Below are 25,425 nucleotides of genomic sequence, written 5' to 3'. Positions count from 1 at the left end.
GGAGCGATCTGAATGAAAACAAAACCCGTCAACGCTATTACAGGCTTGATCTTTGTGATAACTGGCATTTTCATTCTCCTTGCAAACTTAGAAATCATTCCAATGCCAAGCGCGTCTGAAGCTTGGCCCGCTTTTATCTTACTCCCTGCAGTCGGCTTTCACGCCGGATTTTTCTTGTCAGGACAAAAAAGGGAATTAGCCGGTCTACTTGTACCCGGTGGCATTCTGCTTGTCATCAGTCTATTATTCTTTTTTGAAACAGCAACAGGCTTTACTTATTCAGCGTACACATGGCCTGTCTATTTACTAGCCCCTGCTTTTGGATTGTTTGAACTTTGGTACTTTGGCAAACGTGAGAAGGGACTCCTAATCCCCATTAGCATCCTTACTGGTATTGCAGTCTTTTCATGGGGTGAAATGCTCATGTCTGCAGTTGGACGATTATGGCCTGTTATCTTTATCATCATCGGATTGTACTTACTATTTGGGAGAAGAAAGACGAAGGGGATTGACAAGGTTTAGCTGACCATGTCACATGAACGAAAACGCATGGTATTTCACATTAGAAATGCCATGCGTTTTCTTTTTATATAAATTGAACTTAGGTTAAAAGAAGAGTTTTGGTTTAGAAGTCTTGTTCTCCCTCTTGTGAGAATTTGTTTGATTCTCTACTAATGAATCACATGGAGCATTGAAATCAAAAAGAATCGCTTGTTCGTAAGGAGGCGGAAGTAGTTTAGCTCCCCTGTTCTCCCGGTAATGAATGTCCACAGGGTTCTCTTCTGAGTCATAGTCCTGCTGAAGCTCATTTACGACAATTTGACCGATTTGTCTTCCAAGTCTTAAGCCCTCGTCATTATCAATCGGAAAATGAACACCTGCATATAACCTGGATGTTGCACACTCTTCTGCTAATTCACGAAGGCGACGTTTTTCTGCTGGAAAGAAGTAACTAAGAATCACTTCAGCTGTCCCGGCTACGGCAGCATGACCTGATGGGTAGGATGGGTGCCTTGGTGTACAAATGACCGTAACAAGTTCATCATCTAGTTGGTTTGGACGAGCCACAAGCCACTTAAATTTTAAGTGCCAAGCGACTACAAACGCATCATTTATTCCAGCTTGAAGGGCAGCTAATATTCTCCCAGCTCGCGGCGCTTCTACACCATACGTATCAATCAGAATGTCTGCAATTGGTGTCCATTGTTTCGTTGCAGGACCTCTAGACCAATAATAGGCTATATCTTCTTCCTCAGGCGTGAGTTCAGACAGTGTTCGTTTCACTCTGTTTAATTGAGCATCCCAATTAATGGTGTTGGGATGACGGATATCTAATACGATTGGTTTTCCATCTGTTGTTGAAAAGCCACCTTCATTATTATGCTTCACGTAATAGGTGCTCCATGACCCAGAGTGAGGTGTTTCGGGGTTAAGAGGTGGGTGATTTTCACCAGCATAGGGCAATTCTGTCCATAGCTCATAACCATGTTTATTCATTTTGATCCTCACCTTTTCCATAGTTTCTTATAATTAATTTATGGGTGAACGGTAAAAGTGTATAGTTCAGTGGCCCACTTCTTAATAAGTTTAAAGGACAAATATAAAGGTCAACCATTGAATAAAATGGAAATTCAAGCTAAAGTAATTCATATAGGAAGCATGTAGCCTCAAAGCTCCATGCTTCTTTGCATTCATTTCGTAACGGACGTTCTTCTTACAGAGTTTATCCCGAATCCTTTATACAAAAAAGGATTTCCTCGAGTTTTGTCGTAATGAGCATATATGTTCTGATTCTAATACGAAGATCGGAACGTACATTGAAAAGGTAGATAAAAAAGGAATGAAAAGAAAAGGTGTGTGGAATATGAAACGATGGTTATCATTCATTGCAGCAATTTTCCTATTATGTGTAAGTCTAACCCCAGCCGTATCCGCTTCTACATCAAATGGCGAGGGGATTAATGAGAAGTTAGGCGTGCCCATTGTGGTTTACGGAGAAACGCTGACTGATGCTCAGGAAGAAGAAGTAAGAAATCAATTAGATGTAGAAAATCGCGATTCAGTTGACGAATATAGTGTAAACGGTCAGGATATCGCCAATTACATTGGTGGCAATCCCAATTCAAGGATGTATTCTTCTGTCAAAATTACTCCTGAAGAAGAAGGAACAGGGTTAACAGTCAATCTAGTAACACCTGATAACATTACGCAGGTTACGAAAGAAATGTATAAAAACGCCCTTTTAACAGCAGGCGTATCAGATGCCACTGTTGATGTGGCGTCCCCCGTTAAAGTAAGTGGACATTCTGCCTTAACTGGGATTTATAAAGCATATGATGAAAAAGGAGTTAAGTTAGACTCAGATCGAATGAAGGTCGCTAGTGAGGAACTGGATGTAGCTACTAAACTTGCAGAAGAGTCTGGGATTAGTAAAGAAGAAGTGAGTCAGCTCATCTCTCAAATTAAGAAAGAAATCGCAGAACAAAACCCTGCGACAAGAGAAGAAGTCGAAAGAATCGTTCAAAACCAGTTGGATTCACTTAACATCAACTTAAACCCTGAAGACGTTGAACTGTTAACCAACCTCTTTGATCAAATTCGCTCACTCAATATTAATTTCGATGAACTTCAAAAGCAGTTAGAAGATATTACTGCAAGTGCGAAGGAACTATTAAATGACGAAGGATTTTGGAACAGCGTAGCAAATTTCTTTGAAAAGATCTTAAATGCTATTAGTGATCTAATTAGCTCGTTAATTAATGGAATCAGAAATATTTTTGCCTAAGGAAAAGGACGCTTATATAAGCGTCCTTTTTTCATTATCTACTTTTCACTAGATTGTATGCAAAACTTTCAATCTCCTGAATATTATTGCGATGCCATCAAAGAAGGCGTAACCCCATCCCCTTCAATGACAAGGGCGATTAACCCATTTTCTGTACGGGTTTCATGCTTCTCCCCTTTCAACCAAAACACAGCTTCTCCTTCAGAAATCGTAATATATTCCCGCTCTTCTCCACAAACCGTTCCTTCCCCTTTTACAACAAGAAGGAGTTGGTTCACAACAGCCGGATGATACCCAATTTTTCCTCCCTCTGGTAGATGCATGCACGTCACATGTGTCTTTTCCTCTGTCACTACTACCTTAGACATAATGAAGTCTGAACCGAATTCTGTAATCGGCTTCCCTACCTTCTCATCGAACCGAAACCACTCCATACCTATCCCGCCTTAATCGATTAGTGTGTCTTCCACCGCTTTCATCACATCATACGCATCATCACTATGGTTAGATGGCACAGCGATTACAATATTAGCATTCGGATAATAAGCCGAGTGAAAGCTTACACCAGGGTCATAACCCATGACATGGTATTTATATAGTTGATCTTCCTTCTTATGAATCCATAACCCATATCCATAGTAAACGTCTTTCCTCACATCCACATGGGGGGTAAACATTTCGTGCTGCGTTTCTTCCTCTAAAAGTGTACCGCCTAAAAGAGCTTTCCAAAGTCTGCCCATATCAGGTGCGGTTACGTATGCCCCTCCATCAGCTCCCCCCATAACAGGAATGGAATACTGATTGGTTTTCCATGAGCCATCATCTAATTCCACATAGCCATAAGCCACATTACTTGGGAGCTGATCGAGAGCAAAGTACCCAGAACTCATCATTCCAGCTGGTTTAAATACGTGCTCTTCTATGTATTCCTGAAATTTCATACCTGTCTGAGCTTCTACTACAAGTCCAAGTATGATATATCCCGCATTGTTATAATGAAAATCGTCACCGGGCTGAAATTTCATTCTCCCTTTTTCAAACATTGGTAAGAAATCACTGCAATTCCTGAGTGTATACATCGGAACAGTCTTCCATAGTGCTTCGAAATCATCCATTTCATCTTCATCAAAATAATCAGGAATGCCCGATGTATGAGTGAGTAAATGATGGATGGTAATTCCCTCATCAAAGGTCGGAAAAGATTGATCAACGCAATTAGATAGTTTTGAATAAAACGAAATAGCTCCTTTATCCACAAGCTGACAGATTGCGATAGCCGTAAACAACTTACACCCAGATGCGATCCCGAACCGAGTGTCAATCGTGTTTTTCCTTTCTTCTGACCGGTCGGCATCCCCACCTGCTGCTTCAAATAAGACTTCGTTCTTTTGCTCTATATAGATCGATCCAGAGAAATGTGTCCGTAACATCTGATCCTCAAGCTTCTGCCGGATCGCAATAGCTGATCGATTCATAGTAATCCGCACCCCTTTTTACATTTATGTACAATATTTCCTTCTAAATTTATTTCAAGCTTAACAGAGAATATCCTTTATTTTCTAGAATAATGGGCTGGCCTAAATTTGAAATTGTTACTTCTACAATAAGTATGTTCAATAGAAGGAATGTAATAAGGTGGTATATAAAATAAAACAGCCTCGTTAAGTACGAGACTGTTTTATGTCTTCCGAATAAGAAGATATATAAAGTAAGGAGCTCCAATAAGAGCGGTCATAATACCTGCTGGAATCCCCTCAGGGTCCAACACATTTCGTCCCACTGTATCAGCAATTAATAAAAGGAGCCCTCCCAAAAGAATTGAAATGGGAATATAGCTTTGTGCTCTTGGTCCAATGAGAGCTTTTGCTAAATGAGGAGCTAATAGACCGATAAAGGCGATTCCACCTGTCACCGAGACTGAAGCTGCTGCAAGAGCAACCGCTGCGATTAGAAGCGTGGCTCGCTCTTTCTCAATGGAGACCCCTGCTCCGATCGCAATAGGTTCACTTAAGCTTAATAAATTCATACGATTCGCCTTGTAAAGTGTATACGGAATAAGGATCACAAGCCATGGAAGTAAAGCTAGAACAAATGGCCAGTCCGTCCCCCATATGTTTCCCGCTAACCAGTTGGCTATAAAATCGACTTTCTGTCGTTCAGCGGAGGAAATCAGAATGATCATAGATCCTGATAAAGCCATGGCAAATCCAATTCCGACAAGGACTAAACGAACCGGCTGAAATCCCACATGCTTTTGATACGAGAAGAAATAAATAAGAGCTGAAGTAACAATCGCACCAAGAAAACCAACAGCCGGAATCATGTATACAAATGTGTCTACTTGTACCGGAAAGAACAAGAAGTATACGGCTATTCCAAGCCCAGCACCTGCGTTAATACCAATAATTCCAGGGTCAGCGAGGTCATTTCTCGTAATACTTTGCAAGATCGCACCCGATAAAGCAAGGGCCATTCCTGCCAACACGGTGATGACAATCCTCGGAAGTCGAACAGAGAAAATCACAAATGATTCTTTAAAAGTCCCATCGCCCATTAGTGTAGGAAGAATTCGATCAAAGGACACCGAAGAGTATCCAAGACCTGTTGCTACAAATGCAGTACCAATCATGAAAAACGAAAGGAAAGCTACTAGTAGACGTTGTTTTCGTACAAGTTTTGGATGAATCATGAGAATACCCCCCCTCCCCTTTTTACAATATATAAGAAGAAAGGCAGTCCAAGTAACGCAATAATGGCGGCTACAGGCGTTTCATAGGGAGCGTTAATCGTCCGTCCTACCGTGTCAGCTATGAGCATAAACGCCGCTCCAACGAAAACGGATATGGGAATAATAAACCTATAATCCGTTCCTACCATCGCTCTGACGATGTGTGGAATCATAAGCCCGATAAACACCATATTCCCAACCAATGCAACAGCTGAGCCAGCTAGTATAATCACAACGGTAAAGAGGGCTAATTTAATTAACGTTACTTTCTGACCTAAGCCAACCGCTAGTTCTTCGTTCAGACTTAAAATGGTGAGCTGCTTCGATAAGATGAGAGCTACCAAGACTCCTATAACAATAAAAGGAATAATGAGTTGAAGCTGACTCCATGAGGTCCCCATTAAACCACCTGCAGTCCACATCGTAATATCTTTTGAAACGTGAAAATATAAGCCAATAAATTCTCCAATGGCTGTAAGGAAAGCCGACACCGCAGCTCCTGCCAACACAATTCGAAATGGAGAGAAGCCACCTCTTTTCATAGAGCCAATCCCCATAACAAGGCCAGCACCAATCGCTGCACCTATAAAGCAAGCGATTGTGATCCAGATGTAATTTGCCCCCGGTAGTAACGCAAGTGCAATCGCTAGTGTCATATTCGCGCCCGAGGTTAATCCAAGAAGGCCTGGATCGGCAAGAGGATTTTTCGTAAGGCCTTGCATGATCGCACCTGAAACCGCAAGAGCTGCACCTACTACAATGGCTCCTACTTCACGAGGGATGCGAATTTCCGACAAGAGGAGCGTTGATTCATTCTCTACATCTGTCATGAATGTCATCCATATGTCTTTAAAGGAAAGGTCAGCTGCCCCTAAGCGTAAAGCCAACAGGAAGGACAAAACACAAAGGACGATCCCGATCATTAGTTGAATTGGAAACGAGAGTTTTTTCATTGTCATCATCTTTCTTAAATTGGTATTTATGTAAAAAAGAGGATCATATGATGATCCTCTTTTTCTGTTATTCACCTAGGAAGGCTTCTTTAAAGTAATCAAGTTGGTAATCTAGCGAGTTTGCATCATTAAAGTAGAAAGCTTTCGCATCTACTTCAAAGACTTGATCGTTCTTTACAGCCGAAATGTTTTGATACGTTTTCGTTTCTTGGAATGAGTTATCCTGTTCACTGTTCTTACTAAAAATTACGTAATCTCCTGCATACTCTGGAAGTACTTCAGGTGAGATCGCGTAGTAACCTGGTTCAAGCGCCATTTCTTTAACTTTCTCAGGCATTTTCAGATCCATTGCTTGGTAAAGAATTTCTGTACCGCGTGCCCAGTTATCGCCGAATACGTAGATTTGCTTGTCGAACTTCTCAATAACAGAAACCGTTGCGTCTTCACCAATCTTATCTTTAATCTTCTCTCCTGCTTCTTTCGCGCGCTTCTCGAAATCTTCTACCCATTCACGTGCTTGTTCTTCTTTGTTTACGAGTTTACCAATCTCGATATGCTGCTCTAGGTAACCCGCTTTTCCGTATGTGTATGTAACTGTTGGAGCAATATCCTTTAACTTTTCAATATTCTTAGTAGACGATAATCCAATGATAAGATCAGGATCTAGTTCAATAATTTTCTCAAGATTATCAGCTGTTACAGCTTCTACTCCTTCAAGATCATCTTGGAATCTAGGGTTATTCTTTGACCATGAGTCTACACCGACCATGTTGACATCAAGGTTGATTAAGTCTCCTGCATATGAAGATAACACGACAACACGTTCAGGGTCTTTCGGAACTTCTACAGGTCCATTTTCCGATTCGTATGTAAAGGTTTCTGAACCTGTCTCCTCTTTCTTCGTTGTGTCTTCTTCTGTATTCCCTCCTGCACTATTGGAGCAAGCACTAAGAACAAGCGCTAGCATAAGAAGCAGTGTGATTTGAATCTTCTTCATTTTGTTGTTCTCCCTTCCATAAGTTGTATGTTACACACATTGGTTTATTTGTTCTCGGATCGCGTCCTATGTCTGCATCAATACTAAATACATCTCTGAGCACATCACGCTGAATGACGTCTTCCGGGCTCCCAGCCTTCACAATTTCCCCATCTTTCATAGCGACAATATAATCTGCAAAACGAGCCGCCTGATTCAAGTCATGAAGAACCATTACAATCGTCCGCCCTTCTTCCTGGTTCAGCTTCTGCAGTAGCTCTAGCACTTCAAGCTGGTGAGCCATATCAAGATATGTGGTCGGCTCATCAAGGAAAATCATATCCGTTTCCTGAGCCAGTGACATCGCAATCCAAACCCGTTGACGCTGTCCACCTGATAAGGAATCAACTGCCTGGTATTTAAATTCCGCTGTGCCTGTCACTTCAAGTGCCCACTCGATCACTTCCATATCTCGCTTTGTTAAGCGACCGAAACCTTTTTGGTAAGGGAATCGACCATAAGATACAAGCTCACCTACCGTTAACCCACTAGCACCTTCAGGATTTTGGGGCAAAATAGCGAGCTTCCGAGCGAGTTCTTTCGTATTCTGTCGTGTGATTGATTCACCATCCAATATAATCGAACCGGATTGATGGGAAAGAATACGGGTCATCGCTTTTAAGAGCGTCGACTTCCCACAGCCATTCGAACCAATGATGGTGGTTATTTGTTGATCAGGGATCTCCACGTGCAAATCCTTCACGATTGTCTTCTCCCCGTACCCTACGTTCACGTTCTCAGTAAAAAGGCGAGTCATATGTACCCTCCTGATTTCAAAATTGTGCACAATTTATGTTGATAATGATTATCACTAGCAGTACAATGTAAACTATAATGCGAATGAGAATCGATGTCAACTAGAAGTTTGTTTTTATAAAAGGAGTGGAACACATGCATAATGAAGAATGCTTTGACGTAACGATTATCGGTGGTGGCCCTGCTGGTTTATACTCCGCGTTCTATAGCGGGTTGCGGGAACTGAAAACGAAAATTATTGAGTTCCAACCTCAGCTTGGTGGCAAGGTTCATGTCTACCCTGAGAAAATTGTGTGGGACGTAGGAGGCTTGCTCCCTACTCCTGGTGAGAAACTTATTGAGAGTATAGTAGAGCAAGGTCTTTCTTTTGATCCTGAGGTTGTTTTAGGAGAAAAGGTAGAATCAGTACAGAAAAACGAGGAAGGTATATTTGAACTAACCGTTTCTTCTGGAGCCGTTCATTACTCCAAAACAGTCATTGTTGCTGTAGGGAGCGGAATCTTACAGCCGCAAAAGCTTCAGATTGAAGGTGCTGAACGCTTTGAAGTTTCGAACCTCCACTACACCATTCAATCTTTAAAAGAATTTAAAGATAAAACCGTTCTTATTTCAGGCGGCGGTAATTCAGCCATCGATTGGGCGAACGAACTGACTCCAATTGCGAAGAAGGTGTACGTATCTTACCGCAAAGGAGAACTAAAAGGACACGAGGCCCAAGTATCTCAACTGCTTGAAAGTTCAGCAACTTGTTTGTTACATACAGAGATTACGAAACTATGTACAGATGATGGACATCACATTGATACAGTGGAGCTTGTTAACCATAAAAGCGGTGACGCTATCTCGATAGATGTGGATGAAGTTCTCATCAATCATGGCTTCGACCAGGATGCATCCCTTCTTGATCATAGCCCCCTCCCTGTTGAGCGAAAAGATCATTATTTTATTGCAGGGAATGAAAATAGTGAGTCCTCAATACCAGGAATGTATGCAGCAGGAGATATATTAGCTCACGACGGGAAGCTGAATCTCATTGCAGGCGCTTTCCAGGACGCTGCCAATGCTGTGAATAAAGCGAAGCAATACATTGAACCAAACGCGACGGCTAAGGCGATGGTGTCTTCTCATAATGCGATTTTTAAGGAAAAGAATAAGAATATTGTGGAGAGTCTTGTGAAGTAGCTAGGGGACCTTGTTATATGGCTTGGCAGAAGTGGATGAGTGGCTCGAGCAGTGGCGGATGAGTGGCTCATGTTACGAGTTTCTGACTCAAGTCCGCGTCACACCCGCGGACGAGTGGCTCAAGTTATGAGTTTCTGACTCAAGTCCAGTCCATTATGGCTCTACTTTTTAAGAAAACGGCTCATGTTTGATTTTTTACGACTCAAGATTACCATTTCTGGCTCGTGTTGAACTTTATTGGCTCATGATTCGCTATACTGGCTCATGTTTTCGTAATTCCGGCTCAAGCTGAGGGGTTCCGACTCCGAGTTCTCCTCCACGCACCGAGTAAGCGACTCAAACTAAAACAGGTCCAACAAAAAAAGACCCGGCCTCATACCAGGTCTTATCGAATCATATGAATGAACGAACGCAGCACACGAGCTGTTAATCCCCAGATGACACGGTCGTTATACTGATAAAAATATTCTTCATACTTCCGTGCTTGCCACTCGTAATCTTCGCCATTGCTAATTAAGTGATAAGGGAAGTCTGGATCAGGTTTGATCTCCATTTGAACATAGTGCACGGTCGGATCATGTTCTAAAAAGTATTGAAGAGGAACGGTAAATACTTCAGCTACTTCATCTGGATTTGGCTCTAGCTCTTTTTCTTCACAGTGGAGCAAGCCAACATACGCTTCAATCTTCATACCAAATGGCGAGATCATTTGACCAAAGGAATAGACATCGGTCATGGCACCAGGACGAACGCCAAGCTCCTCCGATGCTTCTCGAACAGCCGTATGCAATGGACCTTGATCATCCCGATCCATTTTTCCGCCCGGGAAACAAACTTCACCAGGCTGCCGTCTCATTGTATGAGAACGTACTTCAAACATAAGGTGGAGTTCATTTTCTTTTTCTATAATGGGTAAAAACAATGAGTACTTTTTCATTGATTCTTCCCCGATAATAGTTGGGATGTGTTGTTCTAATTTGTCTTGTATGGTTTTCAAGTTCATGAAATCCCCCCTTTCCCTACATTTCTACTATAGCAGGTTTGAATGGATTCCCCATTCTTCACGCTTAAAACAAAAGGTGAAAGCCCTTTGGCTTTCACCTTTTATAAAGCGATGACAACCACAAATGTTGCCGCTACAAGTCCAAGAATAGTGCCTGTCACTTTTCTTCCGCCGCTTCCCTTAAAGAAACTTGCGACGAGTACGAAGTAAAGAATAGTGGCTGATGCACTGAATATCAATCCTTCAACGATATAATGCATTTTGTAATGGTTAAAATACGCTGCAAAATAAAGCAACCAAGATACGATGGCCACGCCACCAATGATATACAGAAATGTACGATCCTTCATGTAAATGTCCTCATTTCTTCTCTAAGCTACTTCCGTTATTTTACCCATTTTCTTCACAAATGTCCATTCTCGTTCGTTTTTGGACAGTTTATTCACCTGGCCTCGTGTTATAAGCTACATCTCTGACTATCAATAATAGTGCTCTCTCGAGGTTTCTTCAAACACCTTCCAGTGCCCATTCATTACAGAAGAGTTATATCTCATAACAATGAAGTATCTCATAAGATCGCCGTCTTTTGTTTGGATCAAGTATGTATCAGACCCTCTGTAATCTATATCTACAATCTCTAACCCTTTAAATTTACGATCTGAAGAAATAAAGGATTTTACAGCACGTTTCTCGTTAAATTCAGAAAGTACGTTATAAGGACTAAATATAGTAAGCCCCATGACAAGGAACAACAACATGACGCCTGCAAAAAATTTTTTCTTCATAAAGCCCTCCCTTTGCTATCCGTGCACCCAATCAAAATTTAATTTCCAAAAATCTCTAAACAACATATATTTATTATAAACAGATAATAATTTATTGTAAATCAATAAATAAAACCTTATAATTAGAGCATCATACATAAAAAGAGGTGCATTATGAAACGAGGAACGACGTTTTTTTTAAAAGTTTCCCTTATCCTGTTTGGGGTGATTGTAGTTTCTTTAAGTTTATTCGCTCTTCCCCTGTTAGCTTCAGAAGCAGCACAATCTTATCCGGAGTTCAGCCATTTGCAGTATCCTGTATTAATCGGGATTAATTTAACGGTTGTTCCCTTTTTAATGGCTCTTTATCAGGCGTATCAACTTTTACAACTAATTGAAGAGAAAACAGCCTTCTCTGAGCGAGCTGTTGAATTACTTCGGAAGATTAAATACGATGCCCTTATTATTTTAGGAATGTACATTGCAGGAATGGTTATACTCATCACTCAAAGCGCTCTACAACCTGGCATTATCTTGATGTGGCTTGCCATCATCTTTGCCTGCCTAATTATTTCTGTCTTCTCCACCGTCTTGCAAGAATTGCTACAAAGTGCTGTAGATATAAAATCAGAAAACGACCTAACAGTTTGAGGTGAAATGACATGGCGATTATTATTAACATCGATGTAATGCTAGCGAAGCGAAAGATGAGTGTTACGGAGCTTTCTGAGCGGGTCGGAATCACAATGGCGAATATGTCCATACTAAAAAACGGGAAAGCCAAGGCTATCCGCGTAACAACGCTTGATGCAATTTGTAAAGCACTTGATTGTCAGCCTGGTGACATTTTGGAGTACAAGGAAGATGAAGAGGAAGCGGAATAAAACAAGAGCCACTCTATATAGAGTGGCTCTTGTTTTATTTTAATTCAATCCTCCACCCATATTCGTTCTACTGTTCTACTAAAAGGTTTGATCCGATACACGTCTGGGTTACTCAATCTCTTCCACTCTTCAAATCCAAAGCTTTGGTCGAATTCCCCTAATATCAGCGACATCAAGTTTCCATGTGTGACAAGAATAATAATCCTCCCTTCACCCTGAAGCACCTCTTCTAAAACAGACATAGCCCGCTCCGATGCTATACGACTAGACTCGCCTCCTTCATAAGCAAGCTCCTTGTCAGAGTATGTACGTTCTAACTTTTCTAACCAGTCTGTGAGAGGTTCACTACTCAAATGTCGTTCTTCAAGTCTCGCGTCTTCTTCTAAAGCTACTCGTTTCTCTCGCCCAAGAGGATGGATTGACTGAATCGCTGGTTTATAGGGGCTAGTGAGAATTCGATCAATTTCTTTATCTTGAAAAAACACCTGTAACTTCTCCGCTTGGGCCATTCCTTCTTTTGTTAGCGAAGCTTCTGGCTCCTGCCCTTCAGCTTTACAATGTCGGATGATATAAACTTCCTTATTCACGCCTTTGCACCTCCAAAATTTCCTACTACATACTTCTATGCTTTCATACGATTACCTGCAAGAACATACTTTTTCTGACAAAAATTGTAGTACCTTTTACTCCAATCGAAAGCAGAAGAGTAATGGATATTTAATTCAACAAGCTGTTGTAGCCATGAAATCTACCCTGGAGGCTTTAGCTGATGATACGTTAGAATCCACTGACGCTTCCTTCTGGGATACGCTACCTGAAAGCAATTATTCTGGAGAATAAACCATATCAAAACGAGCCCTTATGAGTAAGGGCTCGTTTTACTTTTCCTCACTCGACTTGTCACCATTTTCCTTATTTCACCTTTCAATAATATAAAAAAGCAAGCACTCATTAGGGAGTGCTTGCTCTATTCATCTACTATTTCATGAATACGTGATCACCAATAACCGTAGTAACCTCTCTTTGACTTAAATAGTCACTTTGTGCTTTATCAGGGTTATAGAAAAAGAGAGAGTCATTGTCATAGCCTTGATAATCAAGAGCTTCTTCAACAGCACGCTTTGATTCAGCGCTAGCTGGCTCTTTAATGGTTCCATTTAATACAGGAGAAAACTGAATCCCATCGTGTATGACACTATGAATGGAATTAGGGAATAGATCACTTTCAACACGGTTCAAGACAACCGTTGCAACAGCTACTTTCCCCGCATAGCTCTCACCCTTAGCCTCTGCTTCAACAAGACGACTCAATAAATCTCTTTCATAGTCGTTAGGAACGACAGGAAGCTTCAACTGTTCTCCAGGATGAATAGTAGATTCACCCTTCTCATTCATCTCCTGAAGTTGTTTGTAAGATACTCCATATTTCGTTGCGATTGTATATATAGATTCGCCTTTTTGGACGTTATGAGTGTTGGCATGAGCTTCACTTTGGCCTGGGAATGAAAATGCGAAAATTGAACAAGTAATAGTTGCAATAATTCCTAATTTCTTTAACACGTTGTATCGACCTCCAAGTTGCTGTTTTCTGATATTAAGGTAACACAAGAGTTCACTTGTTTTCACTATTAATTGTTGCCACTACTGGAAGAGATAGCCGAAGATAGCAATGATGGGAACACCTAGCCCACAAGTTGCATAGTGTATATGGACATTTGCCTAAGGAGGAAATAGAATGTATTATCACCACACAGGCTGGCGCGAAGGGTGGATGGACCCACAATACCAGACATTAGTTGACCCATTTGTCATTCAGCGCCTTCAATCCGTAGTGGGAAGTGAATTAATCATTGAAACAACAAAAGATACGACAAGAGGAACCTTAACAGAAGTACAGCCCGATCATATTGTACTTCAGATCGGAGATTCAACATTTTTCATACGTATTCAACAAATCGTCTCGATTATGCCTCTATAACTGCAGAATCTGTAATGGAAACAATCTAGCATATTACACGTAACCCCAAAAGGCCTCTAACTAAGAGTTCAAAGCCTTTTTTGTTGCGTATGCTAGTTGGTCTGCTTACTCTAAAATTCTAACCACGGTCCGTTTATCTATATATGATTAGGGCTGGCTGGAGGACTGCGGGAATAGGAGGCTTCCCAGCTCCTCGCAGGAAAGCGAGTGGTCCTCCATCCAGCCCAAGCACTTTTACCGTAACGGACCACCCCCAATACAAAGACATTACTAAAGACGCCCCCTATGAATAGGGAGCGTCCCATCGAGTTATGCCGTGCGTAAGAAAGAAGCCACAATTGAAACGATGCCATAAATACCAAATGTTAACGCATATCCTATACCGCCTACTAATCCACCTGCAAGAATGGAACCAATCACTTGGCCGATGGATAGCATTAAGAATGGAACTCCTATGCCTAAAGAAGCGTTTGATGAGAAGACACGGATCCCCCATACGATGAGCAATCCCATCATAAACAAGTTTGCAATACCGAATAAAGCCGCTGCTGTATAGGCCAAGAACAGATCACCAGGTGCCACGGCAAGCAAAATAGGAGCAATACCCATCATGACGCCAAATATCGTATAGGCCGCTTGCAAACCAATCTTCTCAATAACGGCACCCCCAAGGCCACTTAATGTGCCAAATAGACCAATTACAATCCAGAATAGAGAGAGTTCTAGATTGGTATAGTCACCTGAAACCTCGATATAAGAACGAGAGAATGTCCAGAAGCAAGCGCTAGAAGCTCCCATTAAGATTGATCCTATTACAATAGAAGGACTTCCTTTTAAAGCACTAAGCGACAAGCGTCCTTGTTCAAATCGAAGTGAAGATTCCTCTTTCGGAATGATTTTGTAGTTCCAGATTAATACGATTAAGGCAATGGCTGCATAGATTAAATACGTCATGCGCCAATGCGGTGTAAGCAGGATCGCTGCCATTCCTGTCACCACAATTCCAATACTCGTACCGGAGTTAATCCATGTGTTGGCTTTACCTTGTAAAGGTTCTTTAATCCATAAGGCAATAGCTGCCCCATAAGGCGGAGACACGAGCCCCGTACTGCCCCCAGCCAGTAAGACCCCGAGCGCAAGCGTCCACTCTGATCTTGCGCCGCTTATAATAAGTAGTCCAAACAAAGCAAACGAACCAGCGAGCAAGATCATTTGTCTTGGACCTTTTCTTGAAGTCATTACAGTCGAATAGAGAATGGTAAAACAGTACGCGAGATAAAATAAAGAAGATATAATACCAGATACTAGATCTGACATGCCAAAGGCGGCATGAATGTTTGGCAGCAATAAGCCATAGCTATAACGGGCTAGTCCGTACGTGACCGCGATCATCGTTACGCCAGGAAAAACGAGTTTCGTAAATTTCATTATTCATTCCCACCTTTTCATGAAATTTAGATAGAACGTTCTTTCTACTTTGTGTAAAAAAAGATACGCTCACCGGTTGGGCAAGCAGATCGTCGCAGTCACGCTTTGTTTCTATTTTGGCTTATGAGCTTATACGAAAAACGGTACCCAAGGTTCGGATGCCGTTTTTAGTGATAGGTCTCTAGTAATCGTTTTGTCATGGTTATGGCGTGTGCGGTTGCTTGCTCCGAATTTGTTATCTGTGTCATCGAGGTCGCACCTTCTAAAATCAATAAGAATTGATAAGAGAAATCTTTATGTTCCTTGATTCCTATGCTTTCCCCAAGTTCTTCAAAAAAACGGAGTAGCTTTGCTTTATGATCACGGGCAATTTGAGCGATCTCAGGATTTGTTTCTGCATATACTTCAATTGCTCTTAAAAACATACAACCCTGAGGAGATACGTCACTCAAAAATCGTCCGTGCTGTTCTGCTAATGCAATAAAAGGGGTTTCCGTGTGTTGATTAACCGTATCCATGTAAGCCCAATACCGCTCCTCCCGGTGTCGAATCGACTCCTCTACTAACTTATCTTTTGATGAGAAGTGATTGTACAGCGTCATGGTAGCGACATTGGCTTCTTGAATAATTTGCTTCAGACCAACACCGTGAAATCCGTAATCGTAAAATAATTGTTCGGCTACGTTTAAAAGTTGTTTCCTCTTCTTACTCAATGGCAAACCTCCAGTTTAGATAGAACGTTCATTCTACTTTAAAGTTAGCACGATAGGTGTGCTACGTCAAAGGAAAATGACATTACTTTTATAAAAAAAAGAGCCCTCTAAAAAGAGTGGACTCTCTTCTCTAACAACCATTGTTTTTATCTCACCCTTACAACCACTAGAAGTATACACTAGTAGTTACTTTTGATCTCTCCTATATAAGTCAAGGGACTTATAACCTTTTGATAATACTTCAATCATTTTTTCCACTCTTTTATCTCTTGTCTGCTGCTGTTTTGCTGAATAAATTTGTCGGGCCCAATCTCTTTGATACCCTGGAGTTAAATCTTCGAATTGACTCAAAACTTCTGGTTGATTAGAGAGCAAGGCTTTAACATCCTCAATGCGGTCCTCGTAATCTGCAACACATTGACTAGGAGAGTTTTTTGCCTTTGCTTTTTTCTTCTCTTTTTTTAAACCCACGATTGTGTAGTCTTCATCCATACTCACCAAGCGAGAAAACTTTATATTTGTGTCTGGAATATAACGATCCTCCCCAACGCCTAAAAGGTTGAACAACTCATCCCTATGTACATAAGTATTGAACCGTTTATTCCCTTTTTTCGGGTAAGCCACATAAAGATATCCCTTCTCCTTTAAAAGACGAGGATTCTTAATAAACTCCCTCACCCTTTCTTGCAATTCTTCTTTTGTGTGGATAAAAATCAACACACCATCATGCTCCTCTTCTAAATTACTGGCACCAACATCAATCCCCTGTACATCCTCCGGTTTGTTTAATACGACAAAATGATTAAACTTATCCAATTTTAGCTTCTCTGTAATAGACATATCGAAAACTCCCTGCTTTTTGTATATAGAAGTATTCTTTATAGAATAAGGCAAGTCCTCCTTCCTATTAAAGAAAGGAGGACTTGGAGATGAATTCTACCAAATCTGCTCGACGTATTCAGGATGATCAATAAATGGATTCCGATTTCCTTGGTAGTCTGTGAAAATGATCTCATTTCGATTTCGTTCAAAGGAATCAACTGGGTCGCTTTCATGCCATTCTTTTAACGTCGATAACTTACCTAAGTACGGTCCACTTGTGCCAACGGTATCTGCAATCTCTAAATCCAATTCACCGCTGTCTCCTTCATAGCGTACGGCCATGTAAAAGATCATCCGCGCTACGTCTCCTTTCACCTCATCTCGAGGCTCCCATGAATCAGAATCATAATACGTATCTGGAGCTTCTGAATGGAGGTTACCCCCATTGTCAAAATCTAAATTCCCTCGCGAGGAATTGACTGAGACATCAGTTGGTCGTAAGTGATGAATATCTGTCCCTGCTCCCATCGAAGTACCGAAATCACCATGGGATTTAGCCCAAACGTGCTCTCGGTTCCATTCGTCAATAAGCCCGCCGTTTTCATATTTTGAAATCGAATCTCCTGTATATAAAAGCAGCACATGATTTGAGTTCGTTGGATCCTCGTCCGTGTGACGGAGCGCTTCCCATACCTGGTCATAAGACAGTTCCGTATGATCATCTATAATCGAATGAAGTTCTTCTTTCAGCGCATTTCCTGTTAGCCCTTCAACCGACCGGTAATAGTCACCTATTGTTTCTCCGCCATCACCCGAATCACCATCATCTCCAGAATCCGTTTCTAATGTAATAGATGTAACGGCTTCTACACCTTCATGATTGAAGTAATCATCACGAGTACCATCTACACGAATGACTTCTCCAAACTTATCAGGATTCGTTTGCAGGCCAAATTCGCTTCTGTAGGGAGAATCCAGTTTAACAAAAATCATATTTGATACGTCGGATTCATTCGGATCATCAGCTAGTGCCAAAGCATAGTCACTCGAGAAGTTACTCTGCTCAACGTAATCTACCGCTGTTGGCACTCCTACGATATAGCCTTCTACTGTTATCTTATTTCCGTTTGGTACCCCTATCCCTTCTCCTACGTCAAGAAGGGTACTAACTTCTGAAACACACCCACCTAGCAAGAGCAAAATACTGATTAGCCATAGTTTTGATTTTTTCATAGTTAGCACTCCCTTGGTGGACAGTCTTGGTTTTATGAACAGTTTCGTGCTTCACATATGATTTCCTTCTCTATTGAGTAAACATAGTTTTTCTATAAAATAGGGCTCTACAAAACGTTAACAAAATTTCTACTATATGACCGTAAACTTATGTATGTTCCATTAATCATGTATTGAATGTTCTCTGATCTCAAGACTTTAACTTTCTTATTATTAGATAAGTTACAATCGCTATAACGATTACAAAAACACCAAACTGAATAAACATATCTCCAAAATAAGCGCCCTCGTAATTTTCAGATTGATTCATTTCCCTATCCCCCCCTATTCATATCACATGACGTACTCCCTTTTTATTTTAAACTCTTTAAAATACGACCTGCTACCATGAAGCGATTAATTTTTTCCATTTTGTTGAATTCTTCATTTTTCTTTTTTTATGAAAATCACGCTTACATTAGAATTCCTATTGCATGCTTGCTCATTTTTATGTAAATTAGCTAAGTATGTTTAATAGGAGGTATCATCATGAATGAACAACAATCTACTCAGCGAGTTCAAGTAGCGACGGCAGACCCATCTGCTATTGGCTTATTTGGTCTTGCGATGGTGACGCTTGTGGCATCTTCAGCTAAGTTAGGATGGACAGACGGTGTATCCTTTGTCTTGCCATGGGCGATTTTCTTAGGAGGAATCGCGCAGCTTATCGCAAGTATGCTGGATTCGAAACACAATAATACATTTGGTACAACAGCATTTGGTGCGTTCGGTTTGTTCTGGCTCGGCGTTGGAACATCGTGGTTAATCGACTTTGGCGTATTTGGTGAGGCTGCCGCGGCTGCTGTAGATCCTAACCAATTAGGTATTGCCTATATCGGATACTTAATCTTCAGCCTATTCATGACAGTCGGTGCTATGGAAACCCATAAAGTATTATTCTCTATCTTTGTTTTTATTGATTTCTTATTTATCGGTTTATCCCTATCTACTTTAGGAATTATGCCACACGCTATGCACTTACTAGCTGCTATTGCAGAATTCTGCATCGCGCTCTTAAGCTTCTACGGCTCCGCTGCAAGCGTACTCAACACCCACTTCGGTCGAGTAACCCTGCCAGTAGGAAAGCCATTTGGCATCTTCAAAGACTAAATGAAGACTCTCAAGAGCCCTGAACGGATTTCCGTTCAGGGCTTTAATGTACTGAAGCGTGTCTGACACCCTGCAATGCACTACAGCACGAAAGGGTGTCTGACACGCTTCACCCTTTTACTCCACTAAAGGGTGGGTTGTTTTTTTGGTTGAGACGTGTCAGACTAAGTATAGTTTATTAGAATGCGTGGTGATACACATGATTGAAATTAAAACATCGAGTCTCTCAGATGGAGAGTATAACAGAGGAGTTTTCGCTACGCGCGATATAGAGAAGCGTGAGCTAATCCATGAAGCCCCAGTCATCCCTTATCCAAACGAAGACCATGAGCATATTGAGAAAACACTACTTGCTGATTATGCTTTTGAATACGGCGAGAACCATACCGCCCTTCTTCTAGGGTACGGCATGCTATTTAACCACTCGTATCAACCAAATTCAAATTACGTCATTAACTTTGATAATGATACGTTCGAGTTTTACGCCTATACGGATATTAAAGCTGGTGAGGAAATCCTCATTAACTATAACGGTTTTGTTGATGACCAAGAACTTCTATGGTTCGATAAAGAATACTCTTTAAAATACGTCCCTTAACGGGGCGTATTTTTATGTTTAAGACCTGGCTCCATTTTCAGGTTTCATATTTAAAATGCTTGCTAAAGAACAGAGCAAAATTTTGAATACTCTCAACTGAGACATGTTAGAACGTATTGGGGCCTTTATGTTATTGAGAACTTGGGGTGTCTGGGAAACGACTCACTTTCCGCGTGCGGCCCCACACGATGTGGGGTCGTTCGACGTTGGCTATTGACGTGACGGTTTTAGTCGAACTTCCCCTTTCTTTTTTGAGCCTCCTCCCTTACTGCGTTCAGTACCGGGTCTCGCCGACCTCTTTCTCCGCGGGTTTATCCTTCCATTATGAGGGAATACGTGCACTATCTATGTACTTATAAGGAGTGTTAGGATGTCTCATTTTATTGAAGTGGAACCAGGAGTTAAGCTTTTTGTAGAAGATATAGGAGAAGGACAGCCCATCGTTTTCATTCATGGGTGGCCTTTAAATCATAAGATGTTCGAGTATCAAATGAATGAACTTCCTCAGAAAGGATACCGTTTTATCGGCATTGACCTCCGCGGGTTCGGTCAGTCAGACAAGCCAGCATTTGGCTATGATTATGATACACTTGCTCACGATATTAAAGTCGTTGTTGAGTCATTAGATCTCAAGAACTTCTTCCTAGCAGGTTTTTCAATGGGAGGGCCGATTAGTATTCAGTACGCAACGAAGCATGCGAACGATGAACTGACACAACTTATTCTAATCGGAGCCGCGGCACCGAGCTTTACAAGCCGTGATGGTTTCCAGCACGGTATGGCTCAAGAAGAAGTAGATGGTCTAATTCACGCTTTCCAAAACGACCGTCCGAACGCGCTGAAAGACTTCGGTGTGAACTTCTTCCATAAGGCTACGTCAGCTCCATTCAATGAATGGTTTTTCCATTTAGGATTAGAGGCAAGCGGACATGCGACAATCGAGACGGCGAAATCTCTACGCGATGAAGACTTACGACATGTGTTAGAGTACATTAACGTGCCTACACTGATTATGCACGGAGAAGACGACAACATTTGTGATTATGCTTTCTCGGAAATTTTACACGAAGAAATTAAGAACTCCACATTCGTCTCCTTTGAAATAAGTGGTCACGGTTTAATTTATGACGAACGCGAGAAATGTAATGAAGAATTACTAAAGCTCATAAAATAGGTAGACGTACTCGAAGGACTATTCACCGATATGGTGAGTAGTCCTTTTTCTATCTTCCCTTAGAGCGCTTTGTCATGTATGTTCTAACACTTCTCGGGGTAAACAAATATATGGATGAGGAGGTGTTTTAACATTTGAGAAGACCGTGGATTATGAAACAAGAGTGGAATGACTTAGTATTTATACATTGGCCTGTTAAAGTAAGTGATCTAAGGCCACACGTTCCGAGTTGCTTTGAAATTGACACATACGACGGATGGGCATGGATCGCAATCGTACCGTTTCAAATGGCAAATATTCAACTTCGCGGGCTGCCTGTTGTCCCTGGTTTTAACGAGTTACTTGAACTAAACGTCAGGACGTACGTTAGGTACAATGGAGAACCAGGTGTTTATTTTTATACATTAGATGCGAATCATCTTACTGGGGTCAGCATCGCCAGATACATATTTGGATTAAACTATGTAACTGCTCGAATGTCCTTACAGAAGAAAAATGACACGGTTCATTTCTTAAGCCGGAGAACCCATATTGGTTTGCCACACTCTCATTTTCACGCAAGGTACCGTCCATTATCGCCTGTACTTAGAACTCAACCGGGCTCTTTGATGTACTGGCTTACAGAACGTTATGCGCTTTGGGTAAATCGAGGAAAACGAATATACAAAGGCCCGATTTTCCATCAAAACTGGCAATTACAAAAAGCAGAGGTTGAGATACCCATGAATGGATTAGCAGACTTTCTCCCCTCTTATGTATTTGAGCAAAAGCCTGTAGCGTATTTTTCAAAAAGCCTTCACACAAGTATCTTTCCATTTCAACGATATGATTAAAATGATGTTCTAAACTCCCCCTCTCCTCTCATTTACTAATGATAGACAAGCTATTTGGAGAGGGTTAGAATATGTTTCCTTTGATGATTAGTTCGATCGTACTTGGTTTATCCATTGCAGCCCCTGTTGGACCCATTAACATCGAAATTGTGAAACGAGGGTTACTTTATGGGTTTTGGCCTGCTTTTTTAGTTGGGCTTGGAGGCATGTCTTCAGACTTGATTCTCATGGCAGCGATGTTTTTTGGCCTATCACAAGTTTTAGGATTTATCTGGGTGAAGATCACCCTAATGGGACTCGGTTGTCTCATTCTCCTCTATTCAGGATATGCCAACTTTTTTACGAGCTTTGAACGTGACCAGCGTGATGAGAACGACCAACGAAATCTTCCACATGTAGGTTGGAGATCCTATGCAACCGGCATGACAATCGCAGGAACAAACCCAATGAATTTATTATTTTGGATTAGTATTTATGGCTCTGTTTTAAGCTCAAGTTTACAACAGGATAATCACCTTTACGCCTTTTTTACAAGTAGTTTGGTCTTTGTAGGAATTGGTCTTTGGAACGCGAATCTCGCCTTGACCGTTCATTTCGGTCGCACCTTAATGAATGCGGTAGCTATGAGGATCATTTGTATCATTGCAAGCTGTGTGTTGATGGGATTTGGGGGGTATTTTGGGTATCAGTGTATTCTTTTAGTTCTAAAAGCACTATAAAAAGCGCCTCCTTCATCGTAAGGAGGCGCTTTTTTTACGTGAGTGGGCTTAACTGTTTCTTTTGATTCACAGCAAAAGAAAAGTAGAGCATGGATCCGATCATAATTCGAACAACTCGAATCGGCACGTGGTCGTATTTGGCTTGTATATGGTCAATGGCTTGTTTCTTTATAAAAGCTGTCATTTCATCATCAATGTGCTTAAGCAGTTGTTGCTTGTTAATCGTCAAATGAATTTCGTAATGCCCGTTGTCGGCTTTAATGTCTTCTTTTGTAAAAAGCCTCATTGTTTCTGTTTCACCTCTCCTGAGAAAATAACTCTTATTCTTATCGTTACCCATATCACAGCAAGATAATCTTAATAATATGCATAAATGGGCTTTGGGTGAGAGATTTCCCAAAGGATGAGATAATAACATGAACAGACGTTTAAAGGAAAGACTAAAAAGGTAAAAAAACTAAAGAGCTTCCTCTATAAGCAGGAGCCATAAATGATTTTATAAATATACAAAAGCAGGTGATGAATAATGGCAGCATATACAGAAGAAGAAATTCAACACTCATTACAAGACGTTCCAGAATGGGATCGAAATAAGGGCTCAATTGAACGTACCTTCACGTTTAACGAATACTTAGATGGCATCCAGTTTGTCAACAAACTAGGCGCAATTGCAGAAGAAAAAGACCATCATCCTTACATTGGCGTGGACTACGGCAAAGTAACCGTATCGTTAACTTCCCATGACGTGAAAGGATTATCAGCAAGAGACTTCGACCTGGCCCAGCGCTACGACGAAGCCTACACAAACCTAGAAGACTAGACACGTTATCCCTTTAAAGCACAAATGGGTGTCTGGCACCCTTCATCGCACTAAAGCACTAGCGCGTGTCTGACACGCTTTAACACATTAAAGAACCGCATGCTCTAAATGAGCATGCGGTTCTTGTTTATTTAAGTTGACCTTTGTAGATTTCTGTCTTTTTAATTGTTAGGTTTAGGTCTTTGGCTAACTTTTTCATTTGCTTCTCTTCATCAGGAGTCACGATTGTAATGACTGTACCAGATGAAGAACCGAGTCTCCCCGTCCGTCCTGCTCTGTGTGTGTATTCGGTTGCTCGCGGAAGATCTACGTTAATAATATGATTAATATCAGGCATATCAATCCCCCGAGCAGCGACATCTGTTGCCATTACGAGTCTGAACTCGTTGCGTTGAAATTTCTTTAACACTTGCGCGCGGTGCTGCTTTTTCGTCTCTCCGTGAAGGGTACCAACATCAATTCCACGGTAATCGAGCTTTTCAGCAAATACGGTCAAGTTTCCAATATCGCGCATAAATGCAAGACCTTTAAATCCTTTTAAATACACAAGTTTACGAAGCGTATCGGCTTTCTTACGCCCTTCGCTCACAATGTAGTAATGATCCACGTCAGGCTGTTCTGATTCCTTATCTTCTACTTTCAACACTTCTGGCTCTTTCATCATGCTTTGTGCATCTTCGATAGCAGCTTCAGAAAGTGTAGCTGAGAAGACTAAAAGTTGACGTTCTTTAAGTGTTGTTTTGACAATGCTTTGGACTGTTTTCATATGTTCAGGTACAAGTAGCTGATCTCCCTCATCAAGAACAATCGTCTTTACTTCATGCATTTTCAGCTTTTTCTTCTCGATCAGGTCATTTACACGCCCTGGTGTTCCCACGATGACGTGAGGTTTCTTTTTCAATTTCTCAAGCTGACGCTTCACATTCGCGCCCCCGATTAGGGAAGTACTTCTGATGCCGCTTCCTTCAGTCCACTTCCTGACTTCGTCGAAAATTTGCATCACTAGCTCATGAGAAGATGCTAAGATCAACACTTGCGCCTGCTTCGCTTCTGGATCAATTTTTTGTAGTACAGGCAAGAGATACGCTAGTGTTTTCCCACTCCCTGTTGGAGCTTCTGCAATAACGTCTCCTCCTTCTACTATAATCGGAGCTGTTTCGTTCTGAACTGCAGTCGGTTTGTCGAACCCTGCTTTATTCCATGCTTCCTGAATGAAAGGTTTCAGGCTTTCAAAAAATGGTGATTGTTGTTCCATTACACAAATCCTTTCTAATCTACCGCTCTTACGGTTACTTGTTCTATTATAGCCGTTACAAGGCGAGGCTATCTACATTTTTTATAAAGAAGAAGCATAAATAAGTTATTTTAAATGCATTTATGCTAGTAAAAGAGTCGTTATTAACTTTTTCGTCTCTGAGGTTCCCTCTTTCGTAACTGCGACTCCCCCTTTCGTAACTTCAGAGCCTCTTTTAGTCATTCCACTCCATTCTTTCGTAACTCCGCGCCGCTCTTTAGTCAATCCGACTCCTCCTTTCGTAACTCCACACCCTCTTTTAGTCATTCCTCTGCATTCTTTTGTAACTTCGCACCGGTCTTTAGTCACTTCAACTACCCTTTTCGTAACTTCAGAGCCTCTTTAGTCAATTCCCTGCACTCTTTCGTCACTCCTCAGCAACGTTAGACCTCCCTCGTTCAATGACCAAATAAAATTAGAAAAAAATGAATAAAACCTTTACTTTCTCACTAGTTTCTATTCCTTTACAACGGTATGGAACCAACTGTGTAAAGCCTCTAGACCACCTTACTTTTTTTCTTTATTTTCTCGATTTCTTCTCATTTTCCCCAACCTCTACGCTCTCAAGGATGT

The 25,425-nt window shown here is 41.3% G+C and carries 31 protein-coding genes; 12 read left to right on the top strand and 19 right to left on the bottom strand.

Annotated elements, in window-relative coordinates; genetic code table 11:
* The first annotated feature begins 12 nt into the window (after positions 1-12).
* Positions 13-522: a LiaF transmembrane domain-containing protein gene (locus tag IMZ31_RS06735; protein ID WP_207529790.1), complete on the top strand. Its 510-nt coding sequence runs from the start codon at positions 13-15 to the stop codon at positions 520-522.
* An 84-nt stretch (positions 523-606) separates the two neighbouring features.
* Here the strand turns inward: IMZ31_RS06735 and IMZ31_RS06730 are convergent, their stop codons facing one another.
* Entirely contained in the window at positions 607-1,497 is an 891-nt protein-coding gene (locus IMZ31_RS06730) for a vanadium-dependent haloperoxidase (RefSeq protein WP_207529789.1), read from the bottom strand.
* 367 nt (positions 1,498-1,864) lie between these two features.
* Between IMZ31_RS06730 and IMZ31_RS06725 the strand changes: the two genes are divergently transcribed.
* A complete protein-coding gene (locus IMZ31_RS06725; RefSeq protein WP_207529788.1) occupies positions 1,865-2,785 on the top strand; it encodes a DUF1002 domain-containing protein in 921 nt (306 codons plus the stop codon).
* Positions 2,786-2,868: 83 nt separating this feature from the next.
* Here the strand turns inward: IMZ31_RS06725 and IMZ31_RS06720 are convergent, their stop codons facing one another.
* The 6 genes from IMZ31_RS06720 to IMZ31_RS06695 form a co-directional block, all read right to left on the bottom strand.
* On the bottom strand, positions 2,869-3,219 hold the full coding sequence (locus tag IMZ31_RS06720) for a cupin domain-containing protein (protein WP_207529787.1): 351 nt from the start codon (positions 3,217-3,219) through the stop codon (positions 2,869-2,871).
* A gap of 12 nt (positions 3,220-3,231) precedes the next feature.
* On the bottom strand, positions 3,232-4,260 hold the full coding sequence (locus tag IMZ31_RS06715; RefSeq protein ID WP_207529786.1) for a serine hydrolase domain-containing protein: 1,029 nt from the start codon (positions 4,258-4,260) through the stop codon (positions 3,232-3,234).
* Between the two features lie 203 nt (positions 4,261-4,463).
* Entirely contained in the window at positions 4,464-5,474 is a 1,011-nt protein-coding gene (locus IMZ31_RS06710; RefSeq protein ID WP_207529785.1) for a FecCD family ABC transporter permease, read from the bottom strand.
* Positions 5,471-6,475: a FecCD family ABC transporter permease gene (locus IMZ31_RS06705; RefSeq protein WP_371825495.1), complete on the bottom strand. Its 1,005-nt coding sequence runs from the start codon at positions 6,473-6,475 to the stop codon at positions 5,471-5,473. The genes IMZ31_RS06710 and IMZ31_RS06705 overlap by 4 nt, the downstream gene beginning before the upstream one ends.
* 58 nt (positions 6,476-6,533) lie before the next feature.
* On the bottom strand, positions 6,534-7,463 hold the full coding sequence (locus tag IMZ31_RS06700) for an iron-hydroxamate ABC transporter substrate-binding protein (RefSeq protein WP_207529784.1): 930 nt from the start codon (positions 7,461-7,463) through the stop codon (positions 6,534-6,536).
* The gene (locus tag IMZ31_RS06695) at positions 7,414-8,259 is read right to left on the bottom strand and encodes an ABC transporter ATP-binding protein (RefSeq protein WP_207529783.1); all 846 of its coding nucleotides are present in this window, start codon (positions 8,257-8,259) and stop codon (positions 7,414-7,416) included. Before IMZ31_RS06695 ends, IMZ31_RS06700 begins: the two co-directional genes overlap by 50 nt.
* Positions 8,260-8,393: 134 nt before the next feature.
* Between IMZ31_RS06695 and IMZ31_RS06690 the strand changes: the two genes are divergently transcribed.
* Complete coding sequence (locus IMZ31_RS06690; RefSeq protein ID WP_207529782.1) at positions 8,394-9,440, top strand: NAD(P)/FAD-dependent oxidoreductase; 1,047 nt, start codon at positions 8,394-8,396, stop codon at positions 9,438-9,440.
* Positions 9,441-9,825: 385 nt separating this feature from the next.
* Here IMZ31_RS06690 and IMZ31_RS06685 read toward each other — a convergent pair whose 3' ends face one another.
* The 3 genes from IMZ31_RS06685 to IMZ31_RS06675 form a co-directional block, all read right to left on the bottom strand.
* Positions 9,826-10,443, bottom strand: a complete 618-nt coding sequence (locus IMZ31_RS06685) for an NUDIX hydrolase (RefSeq protein WP_207529781.1) — start codon at positions 10,441-10,443, stop codon at positions 9,826-9,828.
* Positions 10,444-10,544: 101 nt separating this feature from the next.
* Complete coding sequence (locus IMZ31_RS06680; RefSeq protein ID WP_036781358.1) at positions 10,545-10,793, bottom strand: hypothetical protein; 249 nt, start codon at positions 10,791-10,793, stop codon at positions 10,545-10,547.
* Between the two features lie 129 nt (positions 10,794-10,922).
* Positions 10,923-11,228: a hypothetical protein gene (locus tag IMZ31_RS06675; protein WP_207529780.1), complete on the bottom strand. Its 306-nt coding sequence runs from the start codon at positions 11,226-11,228 to the stop codon at positions 10,923-10,925.
* Between the two features lie 153 nt (positions 11,229-11,381).
* Here IMZ31_RS06675 and IMZ31_RS06670 point away from each other — a divergent pair, with 153 nt between their 5' ends.
* A complete protein-coding gene (locus IMZ31_RS06670) occupies positions 11,382-11,858 on the top strand; it encodes a DUF2975 domain-containing protein (RefSeq protein WP_207529779.1) in 477 nt (158 codons plus the stop codon).
* A gap of 11 nt (positions 11,859-11,869) precedes the next feature.
* Positions 11,870-12,091: a helix-turn-helix domain-containing protein gene (locus IMZ31_RS06665; protein ID WP_207529778.1), complete on the top strand. Its 222-nt coding sequence runs from the start codon at positions 11,870-11,872 to the stop codon at positions 12,089-12,091.
* Positions 12,092-12,135: 44 nt separating this feature from the next.
* Here the strand turns inward: IMZ31_RS06665 and IMZ31_RS06660 are convergent, their stop codons facing one another.
* Both IMZ31_RS06660 and IMZ31_RS06655 read right to left on the bottom strand, forming a co-directional pair.
* Positions 12,136-12,678, bottom strand: a complete 543-nt coding sequence (locus IMZ31_RS06660) for a histidine phosphatase family protein (protein WP_207529777.1) — start codon at positions 12,676-12,678, stop codon at positions 12,136-12,138.
* A gap of 391 nt (positions 12,679-13,069) precedes the next feature.
* A complete protein-coding gene (locus IMZ31_RS06655) occupies positions 13,070-13,651 on the bottom strand; it encodes a cell wall hydrolase (protein WP_207529776.1) in 582 nt (193 codons plus the stop codon).
* Between the two features lie 175 nt (positions 13,652-13,826).
* On the opposite strand from IMZ31_RS06655, the gene IMZ31_RS06650 reads away from it, so the two are divergent.
* On the top strand, positions 13,827-14,069 hold the full coding sequence (locus IMZ31_RS06650) for a YuzF family protein (RefSeq protein WP_242705662.1): 243 nt from the start codon (positions 13,827-13,829) through the stop codon (positions 14,067-14,069).
* A 309-nt stretch (positions 14,070-14,378) separates the two neighbouring features.
* On the opposite strand, the gene IMZ31_RS06645 is transcribed toward IMZ31_RS06650, so the two are convergent.
* The 4 genes from IMZ31_RS06645 to IMZ31_RS06630 form a co-directional block, all read right to left on the bottom strand.
* The gene (locus IMZ31_RS06645) at positions 14,379-15,497 is read right to left on the bottom strand and encodes an MFS transporter (protein ID WP_207529775.1); all 1,119 of its coding nucleotides are present in this window, start codon (positions 15,495-15,497) and stop codon (positions 14,379-14,381) included.
* Positions 15,498-15,664: 167 nt separating this feature from the next.
* On the bottom strand, positions 15,665-16,210 hold the full coding sequence (locus IMZ31_RS06640) for a TetR/AcrR family transcriptional regulator (RefSeq protein WP_207529774.1): 546 nt from the start codon (positions 16,208-16,210) through the stop codon (positions 15,665-15,667).
* A gap of 186 nt (positions 16,211-16,396) precedes the next feature.
* Positions 16,397-17,050: a YdeI/OmpD-associated family protein gene (locus tag IMZ31_RS06635; RefSeq protein ID WP_207529773.1), complete on the bottom strand. Its 654-nt coding sequence runs from the start codon at positions 17,048-17,050 to the stop codon at positions 16,397-16,399.
* Positions 17,051-17,146: 96 nt separating this feature from the next.
* Complete coding sequence (locus IMZ31_RS06630) at positions 17,147-18,265, bottom strand: endonuclease (protein WP_207529772.1); 1,119 nt, start codon at positions 18,263-18,265, stop codon at positions 17,147-17,149.
* A 528-nt stretch (positions 18,266-18,793) separates the two neighbouring features.
* Between IMZ31_RS06630 and IMZ31_RS06625 the strand changes: the two genes are divergently transcribed.
* From IMZ31_RS06625 to IMZ31_RS06605, 5 genes are all read left to right on the top strand, one after another.
* Positions 18,794-19,414 (top strand): acetate uptake transporter, encoded by a 621-nt coding sequence (locus IMZ31_RS06625; RefSeq protein ID WP_207529771.1) that lies wholly within the window; start codon positions 18,794-18,796, stop codon positions 19,412-19,414.
* Positions 19,415-19,613: 199 nt separating this feature from the next.
* Positions 19,614-20,012, top strand: coding sequence for an SET domain-containing protein (locus IMZ31_RS06620; protein WP_207529770.1), 399 nt, complete (start codon positions 19,614-19,616; stop codon positions 20,010-20,012).
* A gap of 370 nt (positions 20,013-20,382) precedes the next feature.
* Positions 20,383-21,186: an alpha/beta fold hydrolase gene (locus IMZ31_RS06615; RefSeq protein WP_207529769.1), complete on the top strand. Its 804-nt coding sequence runs from the start codon at positions 20,383-20,385 to the stop codon at positions 21,184-21,186.
* Between the two features lie 134 nt (positions 21,187-21,320).
* Positions 21,321-22,019: a YqjF family protein gene (locus IMZ31_RS06610; RefSeq protein WP_242705661.1), complete on the top strand. Its 699-nt coding sequence runs from the start codon at positions 21,321-21,323 to the stop codon at positions 22,017-22,019.
* A 71-nt stretch (positions 22,020-22,090) separates the two neighbouring features.
* The gene (locus tag IMZ31_RS06605; protein WP_242705660.1) at positions 22,091-22,738 is read left to right on the top strand and encodes a LysE family translocator; all 648 of its coding nucleotides are present in this window, start codon (positions 22,091-22,093) and stop codon (positions 22,736-22,738) included.
* 34 nt (positions 22,739-22,772) lie between these two features.
* On the opposite strand, the gene IMZ31_RS06600 is transcribed toward IMZ31_RS06605, so the two are convergent.
* The gene (locus tag IMZ31_RS06600) at positions 22,773-23,024 is read right to left on the bottom strand and encodes a hypothetical protein (protein WP_207529768.1); all 252 of its coding nucleotides are present in this window, start codon (positions 23,022-23,024) and stop codon (positions 22,773-22,775) included.
* Positions 23,025-23,264: 240 nt separating this feature from the next.
* Here IMZ31_RS06600 and IMZ31_RS06595 point away from each other — a divergent pair, with 240 nt between their 5' ends.
* Complete coding sequence (locus tag IMZ31_RS06595) at positions 23,265-23,558, top strand: 4a-hydroxytetrahydrobiopterin dehydratase (RefSeq protein ID WP_207529767.1); 294 nt, start codon at positions 23,265-23,267, stop codon at positions 23,556-23,558.
* A 127-nt stretch (positions 23,559-23,685) separates the two neighbouring features.
* On the opposite strand, the gene IMZ31_RS06590 is transcribed toward IMZ31_RS06595, so the two are convergent.
* Both IMZ31_RS06590 and IMZ31_RS06585 read right to left on the bottom strand, forming a co-directional pair.
* The gene (locus IMZ31_RS06590; protein WP_207529766.1) at positions 23,686-24,813 is read right to left on the bottom strand and encodes a DEAD/DEAH box helicase; all 1,128 of its coding nucleotides are present in this window, start codon (positions 24,811-24,813) and stop codon (positions 23,686-23,688) included.
* 120 nt (positions 24,814-24,933) lie between these two features.
* Entirely contained in the window at positions 24,934-25,077 is a 144-nt protein-coding gene (locus IMZ31_RS06585) for a hypothetical protein (protein ID WP_207529765.1), read from the bottom strand.
* Positions 25,078-25,425: the final 348 nt, after the last annotated feature.

Source organism: Pontibacillus sp. ALD_SL1 (assembly GCF_017355605.1).
Note: the sequence above shows the minus strand (reverse complement) of the source record. Positions and strands in the feature narration are given on the sequence as shown.